Raw genomic sequence first — 23,992 nt, 5'->3', positions numbered from 1 at the left:
AGGGCGGGGGTCGCTGTGCGCGACACCCGCCCTCTCGGACGATGCTCCGATTACGCCTGCAGGGCGCCCTGCAGGTCGAGCGTGATCGTGACGTCCTTGCCGACGAGCACGCCACCGGTCTCCAGCGCGGCGTTCCAGGTGAGGCCGAAGTCCTCGCGGTTGATGACGGCCTTCGCGGAGGCACCGGCCTTGTAGTTGCCGTAGGGGTCGGAGCCGAAGCCGCCGAAGTCCAGCTCGAACGTGACCGGCTTGGTGACGCCGTGGATCGTGAGGTCGCCGTCGACGAAGAGGTCGCCGCCTTCGACGCGGGCGCCGGTCGAGGCGAAGTCCATGGTCGGGTACTTCTCGACGTCGAAGAAGTCGGCAGACATCAGGTGGCCGTTGCGACCGGCGTCGCCGGTGTCGAGGGACGTGACGTCGACGCTCGCCTCGACGCGCGCCTCGAGCGGGTTCTCCGGGGCGACCAGGGTCGCGCTCTTGACGCCGAAGGTGCCGCGCACCTTCGAGATCATCATGTGGCGGACGCTGAAGGTGACCTCGCTGTGGGCGGGGTCCAGGGTCCAGGTGCCGCTGCGGTAGCCGGGGATGTCGATGCTCATGGGTGCTCCTCATCGGAAGGTCTGCGGTCGCTGCTGCTGCGGCGACATCAGGGTCCAACTTACATTCAGGTGAATGCATTCCCGATTCGCCGAACTTTTTTCGAGAACCCCCGCCGGCACGACGAAGGCCCCGTCCGAGGACGGGGCCTTCGTCGTGCGCGATCGTCAGCCGACGGCGACGAGGTCGATGATGAAGATGAGGGTCTTGCCTCCGAGGAAGTGACCGGATCCGGCGGGTCCGTAGGCGAGGTGCGGCGGGATGACCAGCTCGCGGCGTCCGCCGACCTTCATGCCGGGGATGCCCTCCTGCCAGCCCTGGATCAGGCCGCGCAGCGGGAACTGGATGGTCTCTCCGCGGCCCCAGGAGGAGTCGAACTCCTCGCCGGAGTCGTGCTCGACACCGGCGTAGTGCACGGTGACGGTGTCGCCGGGCTTCGCCTCGTCACCGGTTCCTTCGATGATGTCGCGGATCACGAGCTCCGTGGGGGCGGGTCCGGTGGGGGCGTCGAACTCGGGCTTGGTGCGCTCAGTCATGCCTCCATCCAACCCGACACTGTCCGGCCCGGTCAACGCGGGACACTGCGCCGATGGCGAACAGCGCCCCGGCGCGTTCCGACGAGGAGACGGGGACGCGGCCCGCCGAACCTTGACATCCCCGCGCCGCGGGTGCAACCTGTTTTCAGATCAACTCAGCGCCCGGAGGACTTGCAGGCATCGCCGCAGCACCGGGCGCTGAGTCTTGCTGTGGGGAGGTCACGGCCGCGAAACGGAGCGAGTCGAAACCTTCCCGCCTCAGACCGACAGCAGCGCGTCGCGCGCCGCGTGCGTGCGCTGCAGCAGGACCTGCTCGTCCTGGGTCGCCAGCGGATCCCGTCCGGTGATGATGCGCTGGCGCACGGATGCGAGCGTGGTCGCGTCCTTGATGAACCGCCGCATGATCGGACGCCGGTCGCCGCGCAGCCCCGACGCCCACCGCAGGCCGACGCGGCGGCCCGCGGGAGTCGCGAGCATCGACACCTCCTGCGGCGTGAACCAGCCCGCGGTGGCGTAGTCGCTGAGCCGGGCATAGGTGAGCCGGGACTCCTCCTTGCGCAGCAGGATGATCACCACGATGAAGCCGACGAACAGCGGCACCTGCAGCACGATGTACAGCACGAAGAAGTTGCCGATCATCGAGGATCCGTTCCACAGCGCGTGCAGTGCCATGGCGCCGAGGAGCCCCACGGCGCCGAAGCCCAGTGCGCGGGCGGCCGAGGCGCCGCGACGCGCGGCCAGCCCGATCGCGAATCCGGTCACGGAGGTGAACATCGCGTGGGCGAACGGCGACATGAGCCCGCGCAGCACGAACGTGACGGTCAGGTCAGGCGCCCCGCCCTCGATGAGGCTGACCGCGAAGTACTGGATGTTCTCGGTGAAGGCGAAGCCGGCGCCCACCAGCGCGCCGTAGACGACGCCGTCGATCGGGCCGTCGAAGCTGCGGCGCGCCATGAGGAAGATCAGGAAGACGCCGAGGCCCTTCGCCGTCTCCTCGACCAGCGGCGCCTGGAGCACGGCGGTCAGATCGTCGTTGCGCTGCCCGAGCAGCAGCGTCAGTAGGAGGTCGACGACGAGCGCGAGCCCCACCGAGGCGATCGCGCCCCACGCGATCGCGAAAGCCACCAGCGACTTCGGCTCCGGCTCCCAGCGGTCGATGAAGAAGACGCCGAAGAAGACGATCGTCAGGGGCACCAGCGCGAGCACCATGCCGATCATGGAGGCTGCGGGCCCGAGCGCCCACACGAAGTAGGCGATGAGGCCGAGGAGGACGAATCCGAGCGCACCGAACGCCCACACCGAGGCGTGCCGCCCCTTCGCGGAGGGGACGGGCAGCGCCGGCACCGCCTGAACGGGAGCGGGCGGGGTGTAGGCGTCGTAGGCGACGGCGCCGTGATGCTCGGGGCGCTGCGCCAGCACCGAGCCGTACACCGGCGCGATCGGCGTCGAGGCGGTCTGCGGGTAGCTCTGCGGCTGGACGTACTGCGGCTGCTGCAGGTACTGAGGCTGTGCGTACTGCGGCTGCGCGTATGCGGGCTGCGTGTAGGGAGGCTGGGCCGCCGGCGCGGGGGGCGACGGCTGCGGCTGATAAGGCGCGGACGGCCCCTGGTCCGCCGACGCCTGAGGCTGCCCGGCCGCGGGCGGCTGATACGGCGACGGCGCGGGGGGCGACGGGCGCGAGGCCGGGCGCTGCTCGGCGGGATCGCCGTGTCCTCCAAAGGTCATGCCCAAAGCCTAGAGGCTCTCCGCGCCGGGGCAGCGGGCGCGCCCGGTAGCGTGGAGGGCATGCGGTTCGCTCATCTGCGCCGTCCCGAATCCGACATTCCCGCGCTCGCCGTCATCGACGGCTCCGGCGCGACGCTCGTCGCAGATCTCGTGGATCCGGCCCCTGCCACCCTCCAGCAGCTCATCGAAGGCGGCGACGTCCTTCTCGACGCCGTCCGCGAGGCGCACGCCCGCGGCGAGGCCCCCGTGCACGCGCTCGACGGCTTCGCGTACAGCGCCGCGGTGCTCGCCCCTCCCGTCGTGCTCGCGGTGGGCCTGAACTACGCGGCGCACTCGACCGAGCTCGGGCTGAAGACCGACACCGCACCCACGGTCTTCACGCTGTGGCCGAACTCCCTCGCCGGGCACGAGCAGACCACGACGTGGCCGCGTGCGCTGTCCGAGTCGGTGGACTACGAGGCCGAGCTCGGCGTCGTGATCGGCGCCGCCGCGAAGGACGTGTCCGCCGAGGACGCCCTCGGCCACGTCTGGGGCTACACCGTGGTCAACGACATCACCGCCCGGGACATCCAGTTCGCCGAGGCGCAGTGGTCGCGCTGCAAATCGTTCGACGGCTTCTCCCCCACCGGCCCCGTGGTCGTGACTGCAGACGAGATCGCGGATCCGCAGGACCTGCACATCTGGACCGTCGTCGACGGCCACATGGTGCAGGACGCCTCCACCGGACAGATGGTGCGGCCGGTGTCGGCCCTCATCTCGCACCTCTCGCGCTCCCTCACGCTGCGCCCGGGGACGCTGATCTCCACCGGCAGCCCCGGCGGCGCCGGCTACTCCCGGGATCCGCAGATCTTCCTGCGCGACCGCTCCACCGTGACGGTCGGCATCGACGGGATCGGCGAGCTCACGACGCACTGCCGGATCCTGGACTGACGATCCGCCCCGCGCGGGGCGTCGACGGCTCCTCAGCAGCCGCAGCTGCCCCCGACGCGGAGATCCGTCGCCAGTCGCACGGTGCGCGCCGGCTCGCTCCCGTCGCCGGGATCGGTCAGCAGCAGGTGGGCGGCGATGCGCCCCATCAGCTCCATCGGCTGGCGCACCGTGGTGAGGGTCGGCGTGGACATCCGGCCCGCCAGGATGCCGTCGAAGCCGGTCACCAGGACGTCCTCGGGGACGCGCACCCCCTCGCCGCGGAGGACGTCCATCACCCGCAGCGCCGTCTGATCGCTGCCGCACACGAGCGCATCGGGCAGGGCGCCCGCCGCGGCGCGCTCGCGCAGCACGGGATAGGCGGGCGTCCGCTCCAGATCGGTGTCGTCGAGGGCCTCTCCGTGCGCGCCGGGGATCTCTGCGACGGCGGAGAGGAACCCCTCGCGCCGCTCGTCGAGGTCGTCCTCCCCGATCGCGCCCACCCAGCCGAACGACCGGGTGCCGTGCGCCTCGTGCAGGTGCCGCACGATCATCCGCATGCCCCCGGCGTTGTCCACCGTGACCCGATGCCCGATGCCCGCACGCTTGCTCAGCTGGACGACCGGGACGCGTGCGGCCACGGCCTCGATCGCCGCGGTCGTGGAACGGCCGGGCAGGATCGCGAGGCCGTCGACCCTTCCCGCCGTGTCGGCGAGGTCGGACACGCCCACGCCGCCGCTGCTGAGCAGAACCGCCGTGCCGTTGCGTTTGCATTCCAGCACGAAGCCGCGCTGGACCTCGTCGACGTAGAGCGGGAACGTCCTCGGATCGCTCTCGCGCTCATCCGCCGCGGCATCCCAGCTCACGGGCTCGACGTCCAGGTCGAGCTCGTCCAGGTCGATCCGGGCTCCCCCGCGGGCCGACGGCGACGCCTCCGGCTCCTCGTCGAGCAGCATGTCGAAGAGGTGCAGGCCGAGCACGCCGGTGCGTCCGCGCGCGAGACTGCGGGCGGATCCGCTCGGCACGTAGCCGATCTCCCGCGCCGCTTCGAGCACGACGCGGCGGGTGTCCTCGCGCACGCGCTCCGGCCGGCGGAACGCGAAGGAGACCGTGGCGATCGACACGCCGGCGCGCTGCGCCACGTCGTAGACGGTGGGTCGGCTCGACGCCATGAGCACCTCGCTTTCGGAGCGATTCTACTGAGCGCGGGGTCGGTCGATCGTCAGCCCTGCGCCGCGGCGGAACACCGGATCCTCGGTTCCGTCCGGCACGTCCGCGAAAGCCGCCCGCACGGCATCCATCGAGCGCGGGATGTCGACGGGGAGCACCCCGCGCGGCGGAGTACGTCCGGAGAGCGCCGCGAGCACTGCAGCATCGGAGCTGCCGAACTCCACCGCGATCGCGGCCGCGAACGGGACGAAGGGCGTGAGGATGGCAGGGCGATCGAGGTTCACGACGATCACGAGCGGGCAGTGCGCGGCGATCCGGCGCAGCCGCGCGACGAGTCCCGGCGGGAAGTCGAGCGACCCCTGGTGGAACCACGCCTCGAGGAACAGGTCGTCCCTCGGCTCGAAGGGGGCCCCGATCCGCACGAGCGCGACATCGGCGTCCTCGGGCGCGGCCACGGGGTCGGCGTAGGCGGCGAGCGCCTCCGCCGCGACGCCCTCGGCGTAGACCTTCGGACGCGCCCCCTGGAACAGCGGCAGCGTGCGGTCGCGGTTCTGCAGCACGGTGACCGAGGCGGCCTGAGCGCGTTCCCCCTCGGCGCGGAACTCCGCGGCTCCGACGATCCGCTCGGCCTCGTCCTCGTCCACATAGGGATCGTCGAAGAGCCCCAGACGGAACTTCACCCGCAGGATCCGCCGCGCCGAGCGGTCGATCCGCTCCTCGGCGACCGCCCCCTCCGCGACGAGCTCGAGGAGCAGCTCGACGCATTCCTCCCCGCCGAACTGGTCGACGCCCGCATCGAGCAGCCGCAGCATCCGCTCCCGCGGCGTCAGGTCCTCCACACCCCAGGCCCGCGCCGGCAGCACCTGATCCCCGACGTGGTTGTCGTTGATCAGCTCCCAGTCGCTGAGCACGACCCCGTCATAGCCCAGCTCCTCCCGCAGCAGCTCTGTGACGATCTGCCGGCTGTAGCTGAACCCGACCTCCTCGATCGGCTCCCCGTGACGCACCAGTCCCACCGGCATCCCGTAGTACGGCATGATCCCCGCGGTGTCTCGGCGGATCGCCTCGACGAACGGCCGCAGGTGCTCCTCGAAACGCCCGCCCGGATAGACCTGCTCGCGACCGTACGGGAAGTGCGCGTCTTCGCCGTCCAACTGCGGCCCTCCGCCCGGGAAGTGCTTGGTGATGCACGCGACGCTCTCGGGGCCCAGCTCCGCGCCCTGGAATCCCTCGAGATACGCACCCGTCATCGCCGTCACCCGGTCGGCGTCGTAGCCGAGCGTCTGCGCCTGACGCCCCCAGCGCGCCTCGGTCGGCAGATCCACCTGGGGGTGAAGCGCCATCCGGATGCCGACCGCCCGGTACTCGCGCCCCGCGATCCGGGCGAACCGCCGCACCTGTTCGACGTCATCGAGGGCGGCGAGCCCCAGCGGCTCCGGCCACTGCGAGAACGGGCCTGCCGCGAAGGCGACGCCCGAGTTCTCCACGAACGCATGACGCGGATCCGTGCTGATCGTGACCGGGATCCCGTGGGGTGTGCCGGCCGCGAGCTCCTGGAGCCGGTTGTTCCAGCGGGCGCCCTCCCGTGCGGTCCTCATCCCGTGCACGTTGAAGTGCGTGAGGTGCTTCTCCCGGACGACCTGCGAGGTCGGAGACTTCGAGATGGCACCGGGCTCCTCGCGCAGCTCTCCCCCCTCGCCGATTTCGATGACCGTGTGGAACAGCAGGCCCGCCTTCTCCTCGATCGACAGGCGGGAGAGCAGGTCGTCGACGCGCTCCTCCGTGCCGAGCCGTGGATCCTCGTACGGATCCATGACTCCGTTGCCGTTGAGGTCGCGGAAGGGCAGGCCCTCCTCCGTCGTCCGGTCTTCGGCTCTCATACGTGGGTTCCTCCTGGTCGATGCGGTCATTTCAGGCCTGTGGTCGCGACGCCCCGGATGAACCAGCGCTGCAGGAACACGAACAGCAGCAGGATCGGAGCGATCACGAGCACGGATCCCGCGAGCAGCAGCCCGTAGTCGGTCGCGTTCTGCCCCGTGGAGTACAGCGACAGCGCGACCGGCAGCGTGTACATGTCCTCCGTCTGGGCCGAGACGAGCGGCCACAGGAAGTTGTTCCAGGACCCGAGGAAGGTGAGGATCCCGAGCGTCGCCAGGGGCGGTCCGCACAGCGGCATCACGACACCGCGGAAGATCCGCCACTCCCCTGCACCGTCCAGGCGGGCGGCCTCGAGCAGCGCATCCGGGATGCCCGTCATGAACTGGCGCATGAGGAACACGCCGAGAGGCGCCGTCACGAACGGGAGGATCAGGGCCGGATAGGTGTTCACCAGCCCGAGCTTGGAGACCATCACGAACAGGGGCACGAAGGTCACCACGCCGGGAACCATGAGCGTGATCATGACCGCGCCGAAGAGCACCCGCTTGCCCGGGAACTCCATCTTGGCGAGCGCGTAGCCGACCATCGAGCAGAACACGAGGTTGCCGAGCACGGTGACGAGCGCCACGATCAGGCTGTTGCCGAAGAAGTGCCAGAAATCGAGCGGGCCGAACCACTGCGCATAGTTCGCCGCGGTCGGGGCCTCCGGCCACCAGGTCGGCGGGCGACGCAGGATCTCGCCCTGCGTCTTGACGGATCCGAGGACCATCCAGATGAAGGGGACCAGCCAGACCACGAGGCCGATCGTGAGGACGGCATAGGAGACCGCCCTCCCGCTGAGCCGTCGAGGACGGGATCTGCGCACCGGAGGTGCTGTCCGTGTGAGAGTCATGGCGTCAGTCCTTCGATCGCAGCAGCCGGAACTGCAGCAGGCTCACGAGGGCGATCACGAGGAACAGCACGTAGCTGGCCGCGGACGCGAGCCCGTACTCGCCGAAGCCGAACTGCTGGTACGTGTAGTAGGCGACCGACAGGGTCGAATCGAGCGGCCCGCCCTTGGTCATCACGAACGCCTCCTCGAAGAACTGCAGATAGCCGACCGAGATGAGCACGGCGCCGAGCAGCAGTGTGGGCCGCAGCAGCGGCAGCGTGACGGAGACGAGCCGCCGCCACGGCGAGGCGCCGTCCATGATCGCCGCCTCCGTGACGTCCTCCGGCACCGCCTGCAGGCCCGCGAGGAAGATCACCATGAGAGTTCCGACGTTGCGCCACACCGCCATCAGGATCAGCGAAGGCAGCGCGAAGGCGGGATCGTTCAGCCAGTTGGGCCCATGGATGCCGAACAACGCGAGTGCGGTGTTGAGCAGGCCGTCCGGCTGCAGGATGTAGCGCCAGACCACGGCGACGGCGACGATGCTCGTGACCACGGGCGCATAGAACCCGACCCGGAAGAACGACACCAGCCGCCCCTTGCCGCTGTTCAGCGCGAGGGCGAGCGCCAGTGCGACGACCATCGTCACGGGGATCCCGACCACGACGAAGACGCCCGTGACGCCGAGCGAGGTGAGGAACCGGGGATCACCGAAGAGCGTGACGTACTGCTGAAGACCGACCGCGTCGACGGCGAACGGAGAGACGATGTCGCGCGCGGTGAAGTCGGTGAACGACATCGCGAACGAGCCCACGATCGGCACGACCATGAACACCGCGAACACGAGCACGAACGGCAGGGCGAACCCCCACGCGATGAGCGCGCGCCGGCGACGGGCGGCGGCGAACGTGCCGGCGCCGCGCCGGTCGCCCCCGCCACCGGAGCCCGTGCGGGTTCCGGTGGCGGGCAGGAGAGTGGCCGTCATCTCACTTCAACCCGATCGTGTCGGCGTCGGACTGCAGGGTCTTCAGGGCGTCCGCGACCGAGGTTCCGCCTCGACGGATCGACTCGAGCGCCTGGTCCCCCTTCGCGGCCACCTGCACCCAGGAGGTCGAGACGGGCGGGGCCTTCGCCGTCTCCAGCTGGGTGCCGAAGGTCGTGAGGCTCGCGTCCGCGGAGACGGCCTTCTCATCCCAGGCCGCCTTGGCCGCGGGCAGATCGCCCGTCGCGGTGTAGAACTCGGCCTGGACCTCGGGCTGGGAGAGCCAGCGGGCGAGCTTCCACGCCGAGGCGGCGTTCTTGCTGCCGTTGAAGACGACGAGGTTCGCGCCACCGCTGAACGAGACCGAGCCCTTGTCCGCCGGCAGCACCGCGGTCGCGTACTTGCTCGCGAAGTCGGCGCCGCCGACCGATGCCAGCTGCCCGCGCAGGAACGGCCCCTCCACGACCATCGGCGTGGTGCCGGCGACGAACTCGGATTCGACCGCGCCCGGCGAGGTGTCGACGTTCGGATCGGAGAGCTTCTTGTCGAAGAAGCTCTTGTAGTACTCGATGCCCTTGGTCATCTCGGGGGTGTCGAGCGTCCACTTCTTACCGGCGGAGACCTCGGCGCCGGCGGACCACGGCATCCAGAGCGCTCCCTGGAACGAGTCGTTCCCCGCGGGCATGCGGATGCCCCACTTCGCGCCGCCCTTGGACTGCATGTCCGCAGCCATCTGCTGCAGCTCGTCCCAGGACTTCGGCGCCGCGGTCCATCCGGCCTTGGCGGCGATGTCGGTGCGGTAGTAGAGCACCCGGGTGTCGACGTACCAGGGGATCCCGGCGGCGCGGTCGCCCACCTTGGTCGAGCTGACAGCCCCGTCGAAGAAGCCCGAGGTGTCGATCCCCGAGGGCACGCTTCCGAAGGCATCGCCGAAGTCCGCCATCCAGGTGGTGCCCATCATCGCGATGTCCGGGGTGTTGCCGCCGGCGATCGCGGTCTGGATCTTGTTGTGCGCGGCGTCCCACGGGATCGCGGTGACCTTGACGGTGACCCCGGGGTTCGCCTTCTCGAAGGCCTTGACGAAGTCCGGCAGGGCCTCTCCCTCGGCCCCCATCGCCCACATCGTGATCGTTCCGGTGGCCGGTGCGTCATCGAGCTGCACCGCGGATGCCGCGGGCGCCGAGGATCCCCCGTCCGCCCGACCGCACCCGGTGAGTGCGAGGCCGATCGCGGCGAGAGCGGCGATGCCGGCCAGAGCTGTCCTGCTTTTCACGTCTTCCTCCTTGAAGCGTCCTGTTGCCAGGATCTAAGCGCATAGATTCTTGCTCTTCGTCGATCTAAGCGCATAGATCGTCTCGCCGCAAGACCCGCTCCGGAGACGGCGAACGGCCCGCCGCTCCGGAGAGCGACGGGCCGTTGTACGTGCGGGCGATCAGGCGCCGGCGTCGACGTCCTTCGACGGGATCACGGGGATCGCCGCGGTGATCGTCTCGAGGCCCGACAGGCGCGCGGGCGACAGCTGCTTGGCGACCTCCTCGCGCGACATCAGCCCCGCCTCGACCACGAGGTCGGCGACGTTGCGGTTGGTCAGCAGCGCGGTCTTGGCGAGCGCGGCCGAGGCGGCGTAGCCGATGAACGGGGTGAGCGCCGTGATGACGCCGACCGAGGATCCGACCATCGCGCCCAGGCGGTCGCGGTTCGCGGTGATGCCGTCCACGCAGTTCACGCGCAGGGTCCACATCGCCTGGCGCATCCAGGTGATCGACTGGAAGATCGAGTGCGCGATCACGGGCTCGAAGGCGTTCAGCTGCAGCTGACCGGCCTCGGCGGCCATCGTCACCGTCATGTCGGATCCGGCGACGGCGAACGCCACCTGGTTCACGACCTCGGGGATCACCGGGTTGACCTTGCCGGGCATGATGCTGGAACCGGCCTGCATCGCGGGCAGGTTGATCTCGCCGAGACCGGCCTGCGGGCCCGAGGAGAGCAGACGCAGGTCGTTGCAGATCTTGGAGAGCTTCATCGCGTTGCGCTTGAGCGACGAGGAGAACGACATGAAGGATCCGGTGTCGCTGGTGGCCTCGACGAGGTCGCTCGCGGTCGCGAGGTCCAGGCCCGAGATCTCGCGCAGGTGCTTCAGCACGGACGGGGCGTAGGCCGGGTGCGTCGTGATGCCCGTGCCGATCGCGGTCGCGCCCATGTTGATCTCGTACATGAGCCAGGCGTTCTCGGTGAGGCGCGTGTGGTCGTAGCCGAGCGTCGAGGCGAAGCCGTGGAACTCCTGGCCGAGGGTCATCGGCACCGCGTCCTGCAGCTGGGTGCGGCCGACCTTGAGCACGTCGTGGAACTCGCGCGCCTTGTTGAGGAACGACACGCGCAGCAGGTCGAGCTCATCCAGCAGCGAGCGCAGGTTGAGCGACAGGCCGATCTTGATCGCCGTCGGGTAGACGTCGTTCGTGGACTGGCTGCGGTTGGTGTGGTCGATCGGCGAGAGGAAGGCGTAGTCGCCCTTCTCGCGGCCGGCCAGCTCGAGCGCGATGTTGGTGATGACCTCGTTCGCGTTCATGTTGGTCGAGGTGCCGGCCCCGCCCTGGATGACGCCGACGATGAACTGGTCGTGGAACTCGCCGTTGATGACCTTCTGCGAGGCAGCGTCGATGAGGTCGGCCTTCTCGGCGTCGAGCGCGCCGATCTCCTTGTTCGCACGCGCGCTGGCCTGCTTGACCATCGCGAGCGCCTCGATCAGCTCCGGGTAAACGGAGATCGGGCGCTTCGTGATCGGGAAGTTCTCTGCGGCGCGGAGCGTATGGATCCCCCAATACGCGTCAGCAGGGATCTCCTTGCTTCCCAGGGAGTCGGTTTCGGTACGGGTGGCAGGCGCAACGGCGGCCATGGACACATCCTCGTGGGTGATGGCGAACAGGGAAGGGGGATGCGTCCATCCTACCCGTCCGCGATCACCGGCCCGGCTTGCGCGAGAACGCCTCCAGCCGCTGCTCTGGCGTGAGCCGGGCCATCCGCTCGACCCATTCCGGACTGAACGTGTCGACCGGTGTCGCCTCGACCACGGGGACCACGGTGTGCGTGATGGTCTCCGGGCGCACGTGCACGAGCTGGAACGACTGCGCGGCGTCCATGCCGTTGACCCGATCCGCGGGGCTCGCGACGTCCATCGTGTAGCAGGTGGCGCTCGCGACGCTCACCGGGGCGCCGGCGAACGTGGCGTGCAGCGAGTAGTGCAGGTGGCCCGCGAGGATCCCGCGGACGTCGGAACCTCGCAGCACCTCGGCGAGTTCGTCCTGGTGGCGCAGTTCGAGGATGTCGAAGAACGGGATGTGACTCGGCACCGGCGGGTGGTGCATGGCGAGCAGCGTGCCGTGCGGGGCGGGCGTGCGCAGCTGCTCAGTTAGCCAGGCGCGCTGCTCGGCGTCGATGTCGCCGTGGTGCCAGCCGGGGACCGTGGAGTCCAGCGCGATCACGCGCAAGCCGTTCAGATCCCAGACGCCCGTGATCGGATCCTCGGCGGGCGGGACGTCGAGCAGGTGCTCGCGCATGGCCGGGCGCTCGTCGTGGTTGCCGGCGACCCAGATCACGGGAGCGCCGAGGCGCTCCGACACCGGCTCCACCATCGACCGCAGCCGACGGTATGCATCGGGTTCACCGAGGTCGGCGAGGTCTCCCGTGACGACGATCGCGTCCGGCCGGTCGGTCGCGCTCTCGATCGCGGCGAGCGTGCGCGCCAGGGTGCTGTCCACGTCGAAGTGTCCGCCGAGGGCTGCTCCCCCGGCGAGGAGGTGCGGGTCGCTCACGTGCACCAGGGTGTGCGTGGGCGGGGCGTAGCGGCCGAACTGCGCAGTCATGGTCCTCAGGCTAGCGCCGAGACGACGGCGTTCCGGGGCGGCGACTCTCGGACCGCCCTACCGGCTGCTCGACGACTACTTCACGACGATGAGCAGGATGCCGCCGAGCACCGCCGCCGCGCAGACGGCGAAGCACGCGTAGGCCGCGATCTGGGCGAGCGCCTTCTGTCCGTCGGTGAGCGGGCTCTTACGGGCGGCCTTCGCGGCGGCCTTCGCTGCGCGCTTGGCCTCCTTCTCGCTGATCACGGTGATCGCGTCGGTGAACTCGGCGGGCGTGACCACCGGAACCCTGCCCGCGCGCACGAGCAGCCGCAGGCCGAGAGCGTAGAAGCCCACGACGACGAGGGTGCCGACGAGTGCGGCGCCGAGCACCTGGAAGAACGCCTCCCAGTGGATGACGACGGTCATCGTCCCGCCCCCTTCTCCTTGGCCTTCGCGCGTTCGCGGGCGCGCTGCGCCCTGGCCTGCCGCGGGGTGAGCGGCGGCTCCTCCGGCACCTCGATGGCGAGGCCGGAGTCGGCGACCTCGCTGAACGCGTTGTTCGCCGTGACGGCGTTGCGCCGAGAGCGCAGGAACAGGGCGATGATCACGGCGAGCGCGAGGATCGCGTCGATCAGCACACCCCAGCCGCCGCCGACGACCACGATGAACGCCGCGACCGCCCCGACGAGCCCGGCCGCGGGAAGCGTGAGCACCCAGCCGATCGCGATGCGGCCGGCCGTGCGCCAGCGCACGGCCGAGCCGCGCCGGCCGAGTCCGGATCCGATCACGGAACCGGAGGCGACCTGCGTGGTGGACAGCGCGAAGCCGAGCGCGCTGGAGGCGAGGATGGTCGCCGCGGTGGAGGTCTCCGCGGCGAAGCCCTGTGCGGGCTTGACATCGGTGAGGCCCTTGCCGAGCGTGCGGATGATGCGCCAGCCGCCCAGGTAGGTGCCCAGCGCGATCGTGAACGCGCACGCGACGATCACGTAGATGTGCGGCTGGTGGTCGCCCTGCGCCTGCCAGCCGACCGAGATCAGTGCCAGCGTGATCACGCCCATGGTCTTCTGCGCGTCGTTCGTACCGTGCGCGAGAGCGACGAGTGACGACGTGAAGATCTGTCCCCAGCGGAAGCCGCTTCTGCCGTCCGGCTTGCCGTCGTAGCGCCGTGTGGTCAGATACGCGAGTTTGGTGGCGAGGAAGGCGATCAGCCCGGCCGTGAGGGGCGCGATGAGCGCCGGGAGCACGACCTTGGACAGCACGACGCCGAAGTTGATGCCGCTGAGTCCGACGCCGACCAGCGTGGCGCCGATGAGCCCGCCGAACAGGGCATGCGAGGAACTGGACGGCAGTCCGAGCAACCAGGTCAGCATGTTCCAGGTGATCGCACCGATGAGGCCGGCGAAGATGAGCGACGGCATGAGGTGCGCCGTGCTCGAATCCTCCTGGATGATGCCGCCGGAGACCGTCGCGGCGACCTCGGTGGAGAGGAACGCCCCGACGAGGTTCAGTCCTGCGGCGAGCATGACCGCGGTCCGCGGTTTGAGCGCGCCGGTCGCGATCGGGGTCGCCATGGCGTTCGCCGTGTCATGGAACCCGTTGGTGAAGTCGAAGAAGAGTGCCAGCAGGATCACCAGCACGACGATGAGGGCTGCGGTTTCCACCGTTCGCTTTCGTGAAGTGGAGGGAAGTGACGAACGAAGAGTTCACCGGGGATTCAGCATCCGTTAACGGGCCGGTTGCATCCTCCCACCCCGGCCCAGGACGGTCAACTCGACGCCCCCGCCGTCGAGTCCCGCCTTCGCCCTCGCGGCCTCGACTAGCGTTGATGCGTGACCTCCGTCTCCGAGACCGCTCCTGTCCCCTCCCCCGTTCCCCCGCGCGCGGCGCGCCGCTCGCTGATCCGCACCCACCACGGCGACGTGTTCGACGACCCGTACGACTGGCTGCGCGTGAAGGAGGATCCCGAGGTGATCGCGCACCTCGAGGCCGAGAACGCCTACACGGATGCGCGTCTCGCGCACCTCGAGCCGCTCCGCGAGACCCTGTTCCAGGAGATCAAGGGACGCGTGCAGGAGTCGGATCTGTCCGTGCCCACCCGCCGAGGAGACTGGTGGTACTACGGCCGCACGGTCGAGGGCAGCCAGTACGGCCTGCAGTGCCGCGCGGCGGTCTCCTCCGCCGACGACTGGACGCCGCCCGTCCTGGACGCCGCGATCCCCGTTCCCGGTGAGCAGATCCTGCTCGACGGCAATGTCGAGGCCGAGGGGCACGAGTTCTTCGCGATGGGCGCGTTCGACGTCTCGGACGACGCCACCCGACTGCTCTGGTCGACCGACTTCGAGGGCGACGAGCGGTACACCGTGCACGTCCGCGATCTGCTGACAGGCGAGACGCTGCCCGACGAGATCCCCGGCACGTCCGGCGCGTTCTTCACGCCGGACGGCGCCGCCGTGATCTACACGACCGTCGACGACTCCTGGCGCCCTGACACGCTGTGGCTGCACCGGATCGGCACGCCGGTCTCCGACGACGTGCAGCTCTTCCACGAGCCGGACGAGCGGTTCTGGCTCGGCGCGGGGATCACCCGCAGCCGCCGCTATCTCGTGATCGGCGTCGGATCCAGCATCACGAGCGAGGAGCACCTCGTCGACCTCGACGACCTCACCGCGCCCCCGCGCGTGGTCTGGCCGCGGCGCGAAGGCGTCGAGTACTCCGTCGAGCACGCCGTGGTCGACGGCCGGGACGAGCTGCTCATCCTGCACAACGACGAAGCGCTGGACTTCGAGCTCGTCGCGGTCTCCGCATCCGACCCCCAGGGCGAGCGCCGCGTGGTCCTTCCGCACACGCCAGGACGCCGCCTGCTGGACGTGGACGCGTTCCGCGACACCACGGTCGTCGCGTACCGGTTCGAGGGCCTGGAGCGCATCGCGCTGATGGATCCGGCCACGGGGGCTCTGGATGAGCTCGGCTTCGACGAACCGCTGTACTCGGCGGGCTTCGGCGGCAACCCCGAGTGGTCCGCACCGTTCCTGCGTCTGGGCTACGGCTCGTTCGTGACGCCCTCGACGGTCTACGATCTGGAACTCGCGACCCGCACGCTGCACCTGCGCAAGCGCCAGCCGGTGCTCGGCGGCTACGACCCGGCCGACTACGGGCAGCGCCGCGACTGGGCTGTCGCCCCGGACGGCGCCCGCATCCCCGTCTCCCTGGTGTGGAAGCGCTCGTTCGGCGAGCCCGGAGCCGAGCCCCGTGCCGTGCACCTGTACGGCTACGGATCCTACGAGCACTCGATCGACCCCGGCTTCTCGGTCATGCGCCTGTCGGCGCTGGACCGCGGCGTGGTCTTCGCGGTCGCGCACGTGCGCGGCGGCGGCGAGATGGGCCGGCAGTGGTACGAGGACGGCAAGCTCGGGCAGAAGGCGAACTCGTTCACCGACTTCGTCGCGTGCGCGCGCCACCTGGTGGACGCCGGCATCACCAGCCCGGACCGGATGGTCGCGGAGGGCGGCAGCGCGGGCGGTCTGCTGATGGGCGCCGTCGCGAACCTCGCCCCCGAGCTGTTCCGCGGCATCCTCGCCTCCGTCCCCTTCGTGGACGCGCTGACGACGATCCTGGATCCGTCCCTCCCGCTCACCGTGATCGAGTGGGACGAGTGGGGCGACCCGCTGCACGATGCCGAGGTGTACGCCTACATGAAGTCGTACACGCCGTACGAGAACGTGCGCGACGGCGTCGCCTACCCGTCGATCCTCGCCGTCACCTCGCTCAACGACACGCGTGTGCTGTACGTGGAGCCGGCGAAGTGGGTGTCCCGCCTGCGCGACGCCGGCGCGGACGACGTCCTGCTCAAGTGCGAGATGGTGGCCGGCCACGGCGGTGTGAGCGGCCGGTACAACTCCTGGCGCGAGCGCGCCTTCGAGCTGGCCTGGATCCTGGACCGCCTGGGCGTCGCCGCGGTCTGACCCTGCCTTTCCAAGGCCGAGCCTTTCTAGGACGTATGCAACTCTGCAGGACAGGATCCGGGATCCTGTCCTGCAGAGTTGCGTTCGTCCTGTCGAGTCGACCTGCTCCTCACCCGAACAGGGCGGCGGCCTCCTCGTAGCGCTGCAGCGGAACGGTGTTCAGCTCGCCGAGCGCCTCGGCGAACGGGACGCGCACGATGTCGGTGCCGCGCAGCGCCACCATCTGGCCCCAGGAGCCGTCCACGAGGGCGTCGGCGGCGTGCAGGCCGAGGCGGGTCGCGAGCACGCGGTCGAACGCGGAGGGCGAACCGCCGCGCTGGATGTGACCGAGCACCGTGGAACGCGTCTCGATGCCGGTGCGCTTCTCGATCTCCGGCGCGAGGATCTCGCTGATGCCGCCGAGGCGCGGACGGTTGAACGCGTCGAGGCCCTTGTCGCTGAAGGCCTGATCCATGCCCTTGAGCTTGAAGCCCTCCGAGACCACGACCAGCGGCGCACGACCGCGGTCGCTCGCGCGGGTGACGAGGTCGCAGATCTCCTCGATCGACATCGGCACTTCGGGGATGCAGATCACGTGCGCGCCCGCGGCCATGCCCGCGTGCAGGGCGATCCAGCCGACGTGGCGGCCCATGACCTCGGCGATCATGCAGCGCTGGTGCGAGTCGCCGGTGGTGCGCAGCCGGTCCATGGCGTCGGTCGCGATGTTCACCGCAGTGTCGAAGCCGAACGAGTAGTCGGTCGCCCGCAGGTCGTTGTCGATGGTCTTCGGCACGCCCAGCACCGGGATGCCGTCGTTCGAGAGGCGGTCCGCCGCCGCCAGGGTCCCCTCGCCGCCGATCGCAACGATGCCGTCGATCCCGTGCTTGGCGAGGGTCTTCGCGACGTTCTCCGCGCCTCCCCTGGATCCCTCGTACGGGTTGGTGCGGCTCGTTCCGAGGATCGTGCCGCCGACCTTGCTCAGGCCCTTCACCTCGTGCCGGGTGAGCGGGAAGAAGTCGCCGTCGACGACCCCGCGCCAGCCGTCGCGGATGCCGACGAACTCGAGCTCGTACGTGGTGGTGCCCTTGAGCACGATGCCGCGGATGACCGCGTTCAGGCCGGGGCAGTCGCCACCGCTGGTCAGGATGCCGATCTTCATGGGTCGTCCTCGGGAAGGGGAAGGGGGATGGAAGCGCGGCACCGTTGCCTCGTTCGACCCTAGTGCCGATCGACTCCCGCGCGCCATTCCGCGACGCCGAAAAGCGGAGTTCTTACACGTCTCCTCACGGAGTTCTCGCCTTCTTGACGAAGAACGGCGCCTCGGCCCCCGAAAGCAGGAGAAGAAGCGCCGTTCTTGACGAGCAGATGACGGGATGTGGTCAGTCGCCGCCGAGCGCCACGCGCAGCAGGTGCATGAGCGCCGCCAGCTGCACCGGCTCGCTCGCGCCCTCTTCCACGGCCTCGCCGTCGAGTGCCCGCGCCGCAAGACCCTGCTTCTGGTCGATGAGTTCGGCGATCTTCGTGTCGAGCGTGTGCGCGGCGATGATCCGCCATGCCGTGACCGGCTCGTCCTGACCGATGCGGTGCACGCGGTCGATCGCCTGCGTCTGCTCCGCCGCGGTCCAGCTGAGCTCGGCGAGCACCACGTTCGATGCCGTCTGCAGGTTGACGCCGACGCCGGCCGCGGTGAGCGAGCACACGGCGATCCCGACCTCGGGGTCGCCGTTGAAGGCGTCGACCGCCTGCTGCCGTGCGATCGCGGTCTGGTCGCCGCGGAGCGACACGGAACGGATCCCTGCCGCGGCGAAGTGCGCCTCGGCCTGATCCATCACGTCGACGTGCTTGGCGAAGAACACCACCTTGCCGACCGAGCGCTGCAGCTGCGCGGCATAGTCCGCGGCGAGCTGCGCCTTGGCCTGACCGATCTTGCGCACCATGGTGAAGACGTTGTCTCCCCCGGTGCCCGCCGCCTTCGACTCCTCGAGTTCGCTGTGCGCGACGAGCCGGACGATGTCCTCGTCGATCTCGCCGTGGGCCAGGCCCCGGTCTCCGCGCGCCTCGATGATCCGACGGTACTTCGCCGCCATCCGCGCGCCCAGCTCGGCCTCGGCCTGCCGGATCCCGCGACCGAACTCGTCGTCGAGCTGCACCGGCAGATCCGCGATGAGCTTGTCCGGCAGGTCCGCGGCCACGTCCTTCTTCTTGCGGCGCACGATGCCCATCGAGATGACCGCGTCCCTGGCCTCGCCGTAGAACGCCTTGTCCGCGGGCGTGAGGCCGATCGCGTCGAGTCTGTCCGCGAGCTCCGCGGAGGGCCGCTCGCCGTTGGTCCAGCCGAGGAAGCGCCAGATCGCGTCGAAGTCCTCGACGTCGTTGATCAGCGGGGTTCCGGTGAGCGCCATGAGCAGCGGGTTCGAGCCCGCCGCCTGCTCCCTGATCCGCGACGCCAGTGCGAGCACGTTCTGCGAGCGCTGCGACGAGAGGTTCTTGATGAAGTGGGCCTCGTCGACGACCATGCCGCGCAGGCCGATCTCACCGAGCCAGGACAGGTGCCTGTCGAGGATCTCGTAGTTGACGATGAACACGTCGGCGAACGCGTCGACGTCCTGACCGTCGCCTTGGATCACCGCGGCACGGCGCTGCGGGGTCCACCGCTCCACCTCGCGCGCCCAGTTCATCTTCACGACGTTGGGAACGACCACGAGCAGCGGGTACGCGTGGGCGATCGACGCGGCGAGCACCGACTGCGCGGTCTTGCCGAGGCCGGGCTCGTCGGCGAGCAGGAACGAGCGATGCCCGGCTCTGACCGACTCGAGGAAGCGCGACTGGTGCACCATGACCTCGAGGCCCTTGGGCGAGAGGTGGTCGTACTCGGGCAGCGGCGGCAGCTCCATCGAGGCCGCGGTGCCGCCGGCACCCGACTCGAACGCCTTGTACAGCGGTCCCATCAGTTCCCAGCCGTCCAGCCGGCGCCGCGGCGTGACCGCCGCCCGGGGCGTGAGATCCGGGGCGAGGAAGGGATTCGCCAGCATCCGCGACTCCACCGAGGGCGGCGTGACCTGGCGCTCCGCGAGCGCTGCGGGCACCACCGGCGCCTGCTGCACGCGGATGACGTCGGCGATGACGAGCTCCTCTGGAGCGAGTTCCGCGCCGGACTCCAGCAGCCAGTCACGGCGCATCCGCTTCGCGACGGGACTCGTGGCCTGGTCCGCCTCGAGCAGCTGGATCAGCGAGGTGTCGCGCGCGGCCGTCTTCGCGAGGATCGTCGCCACGCCGTCCAGTCGCTTGAGCTGCTCGGCCCGCGCGGCGTCGCCGAGCTCGGCGTCGCCCTTGGCCCTGGCGCGCTCCTCGCGCACCAGGAACGCGATCACCTGGAACTTGACGCGATTGGTCGGGCCGAGTTTTCCGTGCTGGGCCTTGGCCTCGATCTCGCGCACCTTGCGCGCGAGGATCGGGATCAGCGGCGCGTCCTCGTCTCGACGGGACGTCTTCTTCCGCCGGGTGGCGGTCGCCGTGGTCGGCATGCTCCTCCTGAGCGTGGATGCCGTCTCCGAGAGGACGGCGACTGTCCGAAATGACCGTCCGGACGAAGCTCCGTCCCGACGATGCGTGTCCGCGGACGGGCGGCTGCCGAGAGGCATCGCAGACCGAGCGGACGAGAACCCCGCAGGCGTGCATCGCGCACGTCGATCACAACGGGTTCGTGCTCAGTTTACGCCACACGAGGACCGATGCGCTCACTCGGCGGGCGAGTTGGCCGGATCCGGCTCCGACAGGCCCAGCAGGATCCGCGCCTGAGCGACATCGGAGGCGATGCCCGCGACGAGTGCATCCATGCTCTCGAAGGCCGTCATGCCGCGCAGCCGGTGGGTGAACTCGACCGTCGCATCGTGCCCGTAGAGGTCCAGTCCAGGGCTGTCGATCGCGTGGGCCTCGACCTGGCGCTGCAGCACGTCGTCGAAGGTCGGGTTGGTCCCGACGGAGATCGCGGCCGGATGCGCGAGCCCTGTCGTGTGATCCACCAGCCGGCCCGCGTAGACGCCGTCCGCCGGCACCATCTCGTCGAGCAGGGCAGGGAGATTGGCAGTCGGGAAGCCGAGTTCGCGCCCGCGCTTGAGGCCGTGCACGACCTCTCCGCGCACCGAGACGGGGCGCCCCAGCACGGCGCCTGCGAGTGCCACATCGCCCGCCGCGAGCAGCTCGCGCACCCAGGACGAGGAGACCCGCCGATCGGTGCCCTCCAGGAAGACGTCCTCGATCACGTCGACGGTGAAGTCGCTCCGCGCGCCCAGCTCTGCCAGCAGCGCCGGCGTTCCCTTGCCGCCGCTGCCGAAGCGGAAGTCGCGTCCGACGAGGACCGTCGCGACGTGCAGCGCGTCGACGAGGATCGCCTGCGCGAAATCCTCCGCCGTGCGCGAGGCCAGCTGCTCATCGAAGGTCAGCACGAGGACGGCGTCCAGCCCGCACGCGGAGAGCAGTTCGATCTTGCGCTCAACCGACACGAGATCGTCCGGGCACCGATCGGGGCGCAGCACGCTCAGCGGGTTGCGGTCGAAGGTCACCGCCACGGTCTTCGCACCGATCCGCGCCGCATCCTGCTGAGCGCGGCGGAACACCGCGCGATGTCCGGAGTGCACGCCGTCGAACTTGCCGATCGCGGCGACCGTGCGTCCGAAGTCCGCGGGGATCTCGGAGGGGTCGCGGAACATGATCATGCGGCGGATCCGTTCGACGAGGCGGGGCCGTCCATGACCGCGGGCGCCGTGCGGGCCGGGCGGTGCGTGACGAGCCACCACAGTCCGACCATCGGAAGGAACAGCGGGATCAGCACGTAGCCGAGGCCGTACTGCGACCACACGGTCTGATGCTGGAAGAGCGCGGGGTGGGTCAGGCTCAGGGTGCCGACGACCAGGACGCCGACCATCTCGAACACGATGGCGACCCACGCGACGCGATACCAGCCGGGGCGCCCGGATCCGATCAGCGCGAGCGTCGCGACGATGTAGACGACCGCGGAGGCCGCGGACAGGGAGTACGCGAGCGGCGCCTCGTCGAAGGCCCGCGCGATCTGCACGAAGGACCTGCCCGTCGCGCCCAGCGCCATGACCGCGTAGACGATCACGAGCACACGGCCCACGCCCCGCATGCGGGGTCGGGGCGGTGCGACGGAGGAGCCCTCCGGCTGGGGGGCGGAGTCGGACGGGGTCGAGGGTCGCGCGGTGCTCATGGCGGACTCCATTCTACGGAACGCGAGGACCTGTGGTCCTCGCGCGCGGACGTGCTCAGCCGCCGATCGGGGTGATCCAGATGACCTGCATGCGCCAGATCATCACGGCCAGCGCGAGCGCGACCACGCCCATGATCACGGTGCTCCAGCGCGAACGCTCGAGCAGCGCCCAGATCGCTCCGCCGATCGGCAGCAGGATCGCCGAGACCAGATACACGCCGTACTCGAGCGGATCGCCCAGGGCCGGATTCCCGGCGAACGGCGAGACGATCGCCAGGACGGCCTGCACGATGAGCAGGAGTTCGATCAGAGCGAGGGAACCGACGGTCCAGTCGTTCGGGCGCTTGCCCGCGAAGCCCATGATCAGGCAGAGCAGGCCGGCGGCGACGGCGACCACGAGCTGCACGACCGTGAACCAGAGGATCATGACGCCCCCTCCGGCATGTTCATCGCGCTCTTCAGATCATCGCCGCGGCGCTCGACGATGCCGATCAGGGCGCCGTCCGGATCGATCGCCGCGGCGCGCGGGCCTTCGAGCCTCGCCCGCTGGCCGGCCAGGCGCTTCCCGTGACGCAGGTCGACGGCCTCCTGCGCGCTGACCTCGAGGACGGGCAGTATCCGCGCCGCGGCATCGGCCGCGCTCAGCGGACGGGCCTCCGCGAGGTCGTCGAGCGCAGACGCATCGGCCACGTCGAACGGGCCGACGCGGGTGCGGCGCAGCGCCGTGAGGTGCGCACCGACGCCGAGGGCGGCTCCGAGATCGCGGGCGAGGGCGCGGATGTAGGTCCCGGAGGAGCAGTCCACGACCACGTCGAGGTCGCGCACGCCGCCTTCGCCCGGGCGGTCGTCGAGCACGTCGAAGCGCGACACCACCACGTCGCGGGCCGCGAGCACGACCTCCTCCCCTGCGCGCACCCGGTCATAGGCCCGGCGCCCGTCGACCTTGATCGCGGAGACGGCGCTGGGCACCTGCGAGATGGCTCCGGTGAGCGCGGCGACGCCGGTGGCGATCTCGTCCGCGCTGATCGCGGCGACCCGCTCCGGATCCGCCGAGGTCAGGATCTCCCCGTCGGCGTCGTCCGTGCCCGTGGTCTGACCGAGGCGGATCGTGGCGAGGTAGGTCTTGTCCGCCCCGACCACGAAGGTGAGCAGGCGCGTCGCCGCCTCGATGCCGACCACGAGCAGACCCGTGGCCATCGGGTCGAGCGTGCCGGCATGCCCGACCTTGCGCGTGCCGAAGACGCGGCGGGTGCGGGCGACGACGTCGTGACTCGTCATCCCGCCCGGTTTGTCGACGAGCAGGATCCCGCTGGTTGCCATCCTCCCAGCCTAGAGGCCCCGGGATCCGGGATCCGACGAGCTGCACCCGACGCAGGGGCTCCGTCGCGCGGTAGCGTGGACTCCCGTGCCCGACTCCCCCGCCCCCGCGCCGATCGCGTCCGCGCTGATCGCCTGGTACCGGGAGCACGCTCGGGATCTGCCCTGGCGACGCGAGGAGTACCTCGCCCGGTACGGCGCCTGGGGCGTGCTGGTGAGCGAGTTCATGCTGCAGCAGACGCCCGTGAACCGGGTGATCCCGCACCTGGAGGCCTGGCTCGCACGCTGGCCGGATCCGCTCTCGCTCGCGGCAGCGACCCCGGCCGAGGTGCTGCAGCAGTGGGCGAACCTCGGCTACCCGCGTCGGGCGCTGTGGCTGCACCGGGCCGCGACCGCGATCCGCGATGAGCACGCGGGCGTCACGCCGCGCGAGGTGCCCGCGCTGCTGGCGCTCCCCGGCATCGGCGACTACACGGCACGCGCCGTCGCCGTGTTCGCGTTCGGCGACCGCCATCCCGTGGTCGACACGAACACGCGCCGGGTGATCGCTCGCGTCGTGCACGGGCGCGCCCAACCGGATCCGCCCTCTCGTCGCGACCTGGACGACATGCTCGCCCTGCTGCCGGACGAGCCCGGCGACGCCGCCGTCGTGAACGCGGCGACCATGGAGCTCGGCGCGACCGTATGCACCGCCCGCCGCGCGGACTGCGCACACTGCCCGCTCGCCGACCTGTGCGCCTGGCGCGCCGCAGGCTTCCCCGACGGCGAGGATCGGCGGCGGCGGCAGGCGAAGTACGAGGGATCGGACCGGCAGGCGCGCGGCGGCGTGCTCCGCGCATTGCGGCACGCCGAGGGGCACCGTCTGCCCGCCGATGCCGTGCTCTCGGACTGGCCGGACGCGATCCAGCGCGACCGCGCGATCGACTCGCTCATCGCCGACGGACTCCTCGAAGCGGCGGACGGCGAACTCCTGCTTCCGCGCTGACCTCATCGCGACCGC

At 70.2% G+C, this 23,992-nt stretch carries 21 protein-coding genes; 3 read left to right on the top strand and 18 right to left on the bottom strand.

What is annotated here, in order from left to right:
- Window positions 1-50: 50 nt before the first annotated feature.
- The 3 genes from CQ044_RS03065 to CQ044_RS03055 all read right to left on the bottom strand — a co-directional run bounded on the left by CQ044_RS03065 (window position 51) and on the right by CQ044_RS03055 (window position 2,858).
- Window positions 51-599, bottom strand: coding sequence for a YceI family protein (locus CQ044_RS03065; protein ID WP_045273818.1), 549 nt, complete (start codon window positions 597-599; stop codon window positions 51-53).
- A 165-nt stretch (window positions 600-764) separates the two neighbouring features.
- Window positions 765-1,133: an FKBP-type peptidyl-prolyl cis-trans isomerase gene (locus CQ044_RS03060; RefSeq protein ID WP_045273819.1), complete on the bottom strand. Its 369-nt coding sequence runs from the start codon at window positions 1,131-1,133 to the stop codon at window positions 765-767.
- A 258-nt stretch (window positions 1,134-1,391) separates the two neighbouring features.
- On the bottom strand, window positions 1,392-2,858 hold the full coding sequence (locus tag CQ044_RS03055; protein WP_105686748.1) for a PrsW family intramembrane metalloprotease: 1,467 nt from the start codon (window positions 2,856-2,858) through the stop codon (window positions 1,392-1,394).
- A gap of 60 nt (window positions 2,859-2,918) precedes the next feature.
- Between CQ044_RS03055 and CQ044_RS03050 the strand changes: the two genes are divergently transcribed.
- Window positions 2,919-3,788, top strand: a complete 870-nt coding sequence (locus CQ044_RS03050) for a fumarylacetoacetate hydrolase family protein (protein WP_105686747.1) — start codon at window positions 2,919-2,921, stop codon at window positions 3,786-3,788.
- A gap of 32 nt (window positions 3,789-3,820) precedes the next feature.
- Here CQ044_RS03050 and CQ044_RS03045 read toward each other — a convergent pair whose 3' ends face one another.
- From CQ044_RS03045 to CQ044_RS03005, 9 genes are all read right to left on the bottom strand, one after another.
- Complete coding sequence (locus CQ044_RS03045; protein WP_105686746.1) at window positions 3,821-4,936, bottom strand: LacI family DNA-binding transcriptional regulator; 1,116 nt, start codon at window positions 4,934-4,936, stop codon at window positions 3,821-3,823.
- Between the two features lie 24 nt (window positions 4,937-4,960).
- Complete coding sequence (locus CQ044_RS03040) at window positions 4,961-6,814, bottom strand: glycoside hydrolase family 3 protein (RefSeq protein ID WP_105686744.1); 1,854 nt, start codon at window positions 6,812-6,814, stop codon at window positions 4,961-4,963.
- Between the two features lie 26 nt (window positions 6,815-6,840).
- A complete protein-coding gene (locus CQ044_RS03035; RefSeq protein ID WP_045273823.1) occupies window positions 6,841-7,704 on the bottom strand; it encodes a carbohydrate ABC transporter permease in 864 nt (287 codons plus the stop codon).
- Window positions 7,705-7,708: 4 nt separating this feature from the next.
- On the bottom strand, window positions 7,709-8,668 hold the full coding sequence (locus CQ044_RS03030) for a carbohydrate ABC transporter permease (RefSeq protein WP_105686743.1): 960 nt from the start codon (window positions 8,666-8,668) through the stop codon (window positions 7,709-7,711).
- A gap of 1 nt (window position 8,669) precedes the next feature.
- Window positions 8,670-9,938, bottom strand: a complete 1,269-nt coding sequence (locus CQ044_RS03025; RefSeq protein WP_105686741.1) for an extracellular solute-binding protein — start codon at window positions 9,936-9,938, stop codon at window positions 8,670-8,672.
- Window positions 9,939-10,097: 159 nt separating this feature from the next.
- The gene (locus tag CQ044_RS03020; RefSeq protein WP_105686740.1) at window positions 10,098-11,558 is read right to left on the bottom strand and encodes an aspartate ammonia-lyase; all 1,461 of its coding nucleotides are present in this window, start codon (window positions 11,556-11,558) and stop codon (window positions 10,098-10,100) included.
- Window positions 11,559-11,622: 64 nt separating this feature from the next.
- Window positions 11,623-12,525 (bottom strand): metallophosphoesterase, encoded by a 903-nt coding sequence (locus CQ044_RS03015; RefSeq protein ID WP_105686739.1) that lies wholly within the window; start codon window positions 12,523-12,525, stop codon window positions 11,623-11,625.
- A 75-nt stretch (window positions 12,526-12,600) separates the two neighbouring features.
- Entirely contained in the window at window positions 12,601-12,933 is a 333-nt protein-coding gene (locus CQ044_RS03010) for a peptidase (protein WP_105686738.1), read from the bottom strand.
- The gene (locus CQ044_RS03005) at window positions 12,930-14,168 is read right to left on the bottom strand and encodes an inorganic phosphate transporter (RefSeq protein WP_105686737.1); all 1,239 of its coding nucleotides are present in this window, start codon (window positions 14,166-14,168) and stop codon (window positions 12,930-12,932) included. Before CQ044_RS03005 ends, CQ044_RS03010 begins: the two co-directional genes overlap by 4 nt.
- Before the next feature lie 168 nt (window positions 14,169-14,336).
- On the opposite strand from CQ044_RS03005, the gene CQ044_RS03000 reads away from it, so the two are divergent.
- Window positions 14,337-16,469 carry a S9 family peptidase gene (locus tag CQ044_RS03000; RefSeq protein WP_105686736.1) on the top strand — a complete coding sequence of 711 codons (2,133 nt, stop codon included), beginning with the start codon at window positions 14,337-14,339 and terminating at the stop codon, window positions 16,467-16,469.
- A 109-nt stretch (window positions 16,470-16,578) separates the two neighbouring features.
- Here the strand turns inward: CQ044_RS03000 and CQ044_RS02995 are convergent, their stop codons facing one another.
- From CQ044_RS02995 to truB, 6 genes are all read right to left on the bottom strand, one after another.
- Window positions 16,579-17,607: a 6-phosphofructokinase gene (locus CQ044_RS02995; RefSeq protein WP_105686734.1), complete on the bottom strand. Its 1,029-nt coding sequence runs from the start codon at window positions 17,605-17,607 to the stop codon at window positions 16,579-16,581.
- A gap of 220 nt (window positions 17,608-17,827) precedes the next feature.
- A complete protein-coding gene (locus tag CQ044_RS02990; RefSeq protein ID WP_045273833.1) occupies window positions 17,828-19,972 on the bottom strand; it encodes a DEAD/DEAH box helicase in 2,145 nt (714 codons plus the stop codon).
- Window positions 19,973-20,185: 213 nt separating this feature from the next.
- Window positions 20,186-21,163, bottom strand: a complete 978-nt coding sequence (locus tag CQ044_RS02985; protein ID WP_105686733.1) for a bifunctional riboflavin kinase/FAD synthetase — start codon at window positions 21,161-21,163, stop codon at window positions 20,186-20,188.
- On the bottom strand, window positions 21,160-21,594 hold the full coding sequence (locus CQ044_RS02980) for a hypothetical protein (RefSeq protein ID WP_105686990.1): 435 nt from the start codon (window positions 21,592-21,594) through the stop codon (window positions 21,160-21,162). The genes CQ044_RS02985 and CQ044_RS02980 overlap by 4 nt, the downstream gene beginning before the upstream one ends.
- 136 nt (window positions 21,595-21,730) lie before the next feature.
- Window positions 21,731-22,102, bottom strand: a complete 372-nt coding sequence (locus tag CQ044_RS02975) for a hypothetical protein (protein ID WP_045273836.1) — start codon at window positions 22,100-22,102, stop codon at window positions 21,731-21,733.
- Window positions 22,099-22,995, bottom strand: a complete 897-nt coding sequence (gene truB / locus CQ044_RS02970; protein WP_105686731.1) for a tRNA pseudouridine(55) synthase TruB — start codon at window positions 22,993-22,995, stop codon at window positions 22,099-22,101. Before truB ends, CQ044_RS02975 begins: the two co-directional genes overlap by 4 nt.
- An 85-nt stretch (window positions 22,996-23,080) precedes the next feature.
- Here truB and CQ044_RS02965 point away from each other — a divergent pair, with 85 nt between their 5' ends.
- A complete protein-coding gene (locus CQ044_RS02965) occupies window positions 23,081-23,977 on the top strand; it encodes an A/G-specific adenine glycosylase (protein ID WP_181158163.1) in 897 nt (298 codons plus the stop codon).
- Window positions 23,978-23,992: the final 15 nt, after the last annotated feature.

The organism is Microbacterium sp. MYb64 (assembly GCF_002979495.1).
Taxonomy (GTDB): domain Bacteria; phylum Actinomycetota; class Actinomycetes; order Actinomycetales; family Microbacteriaceae; genus Microbacterium; species Microbacterium azadirachtae_A.
The sequence above is the reverse complement of the archived record's forward strand: the minus strand, read 5'-3'. Positions and strand labels throughout refer to the sequence as shown.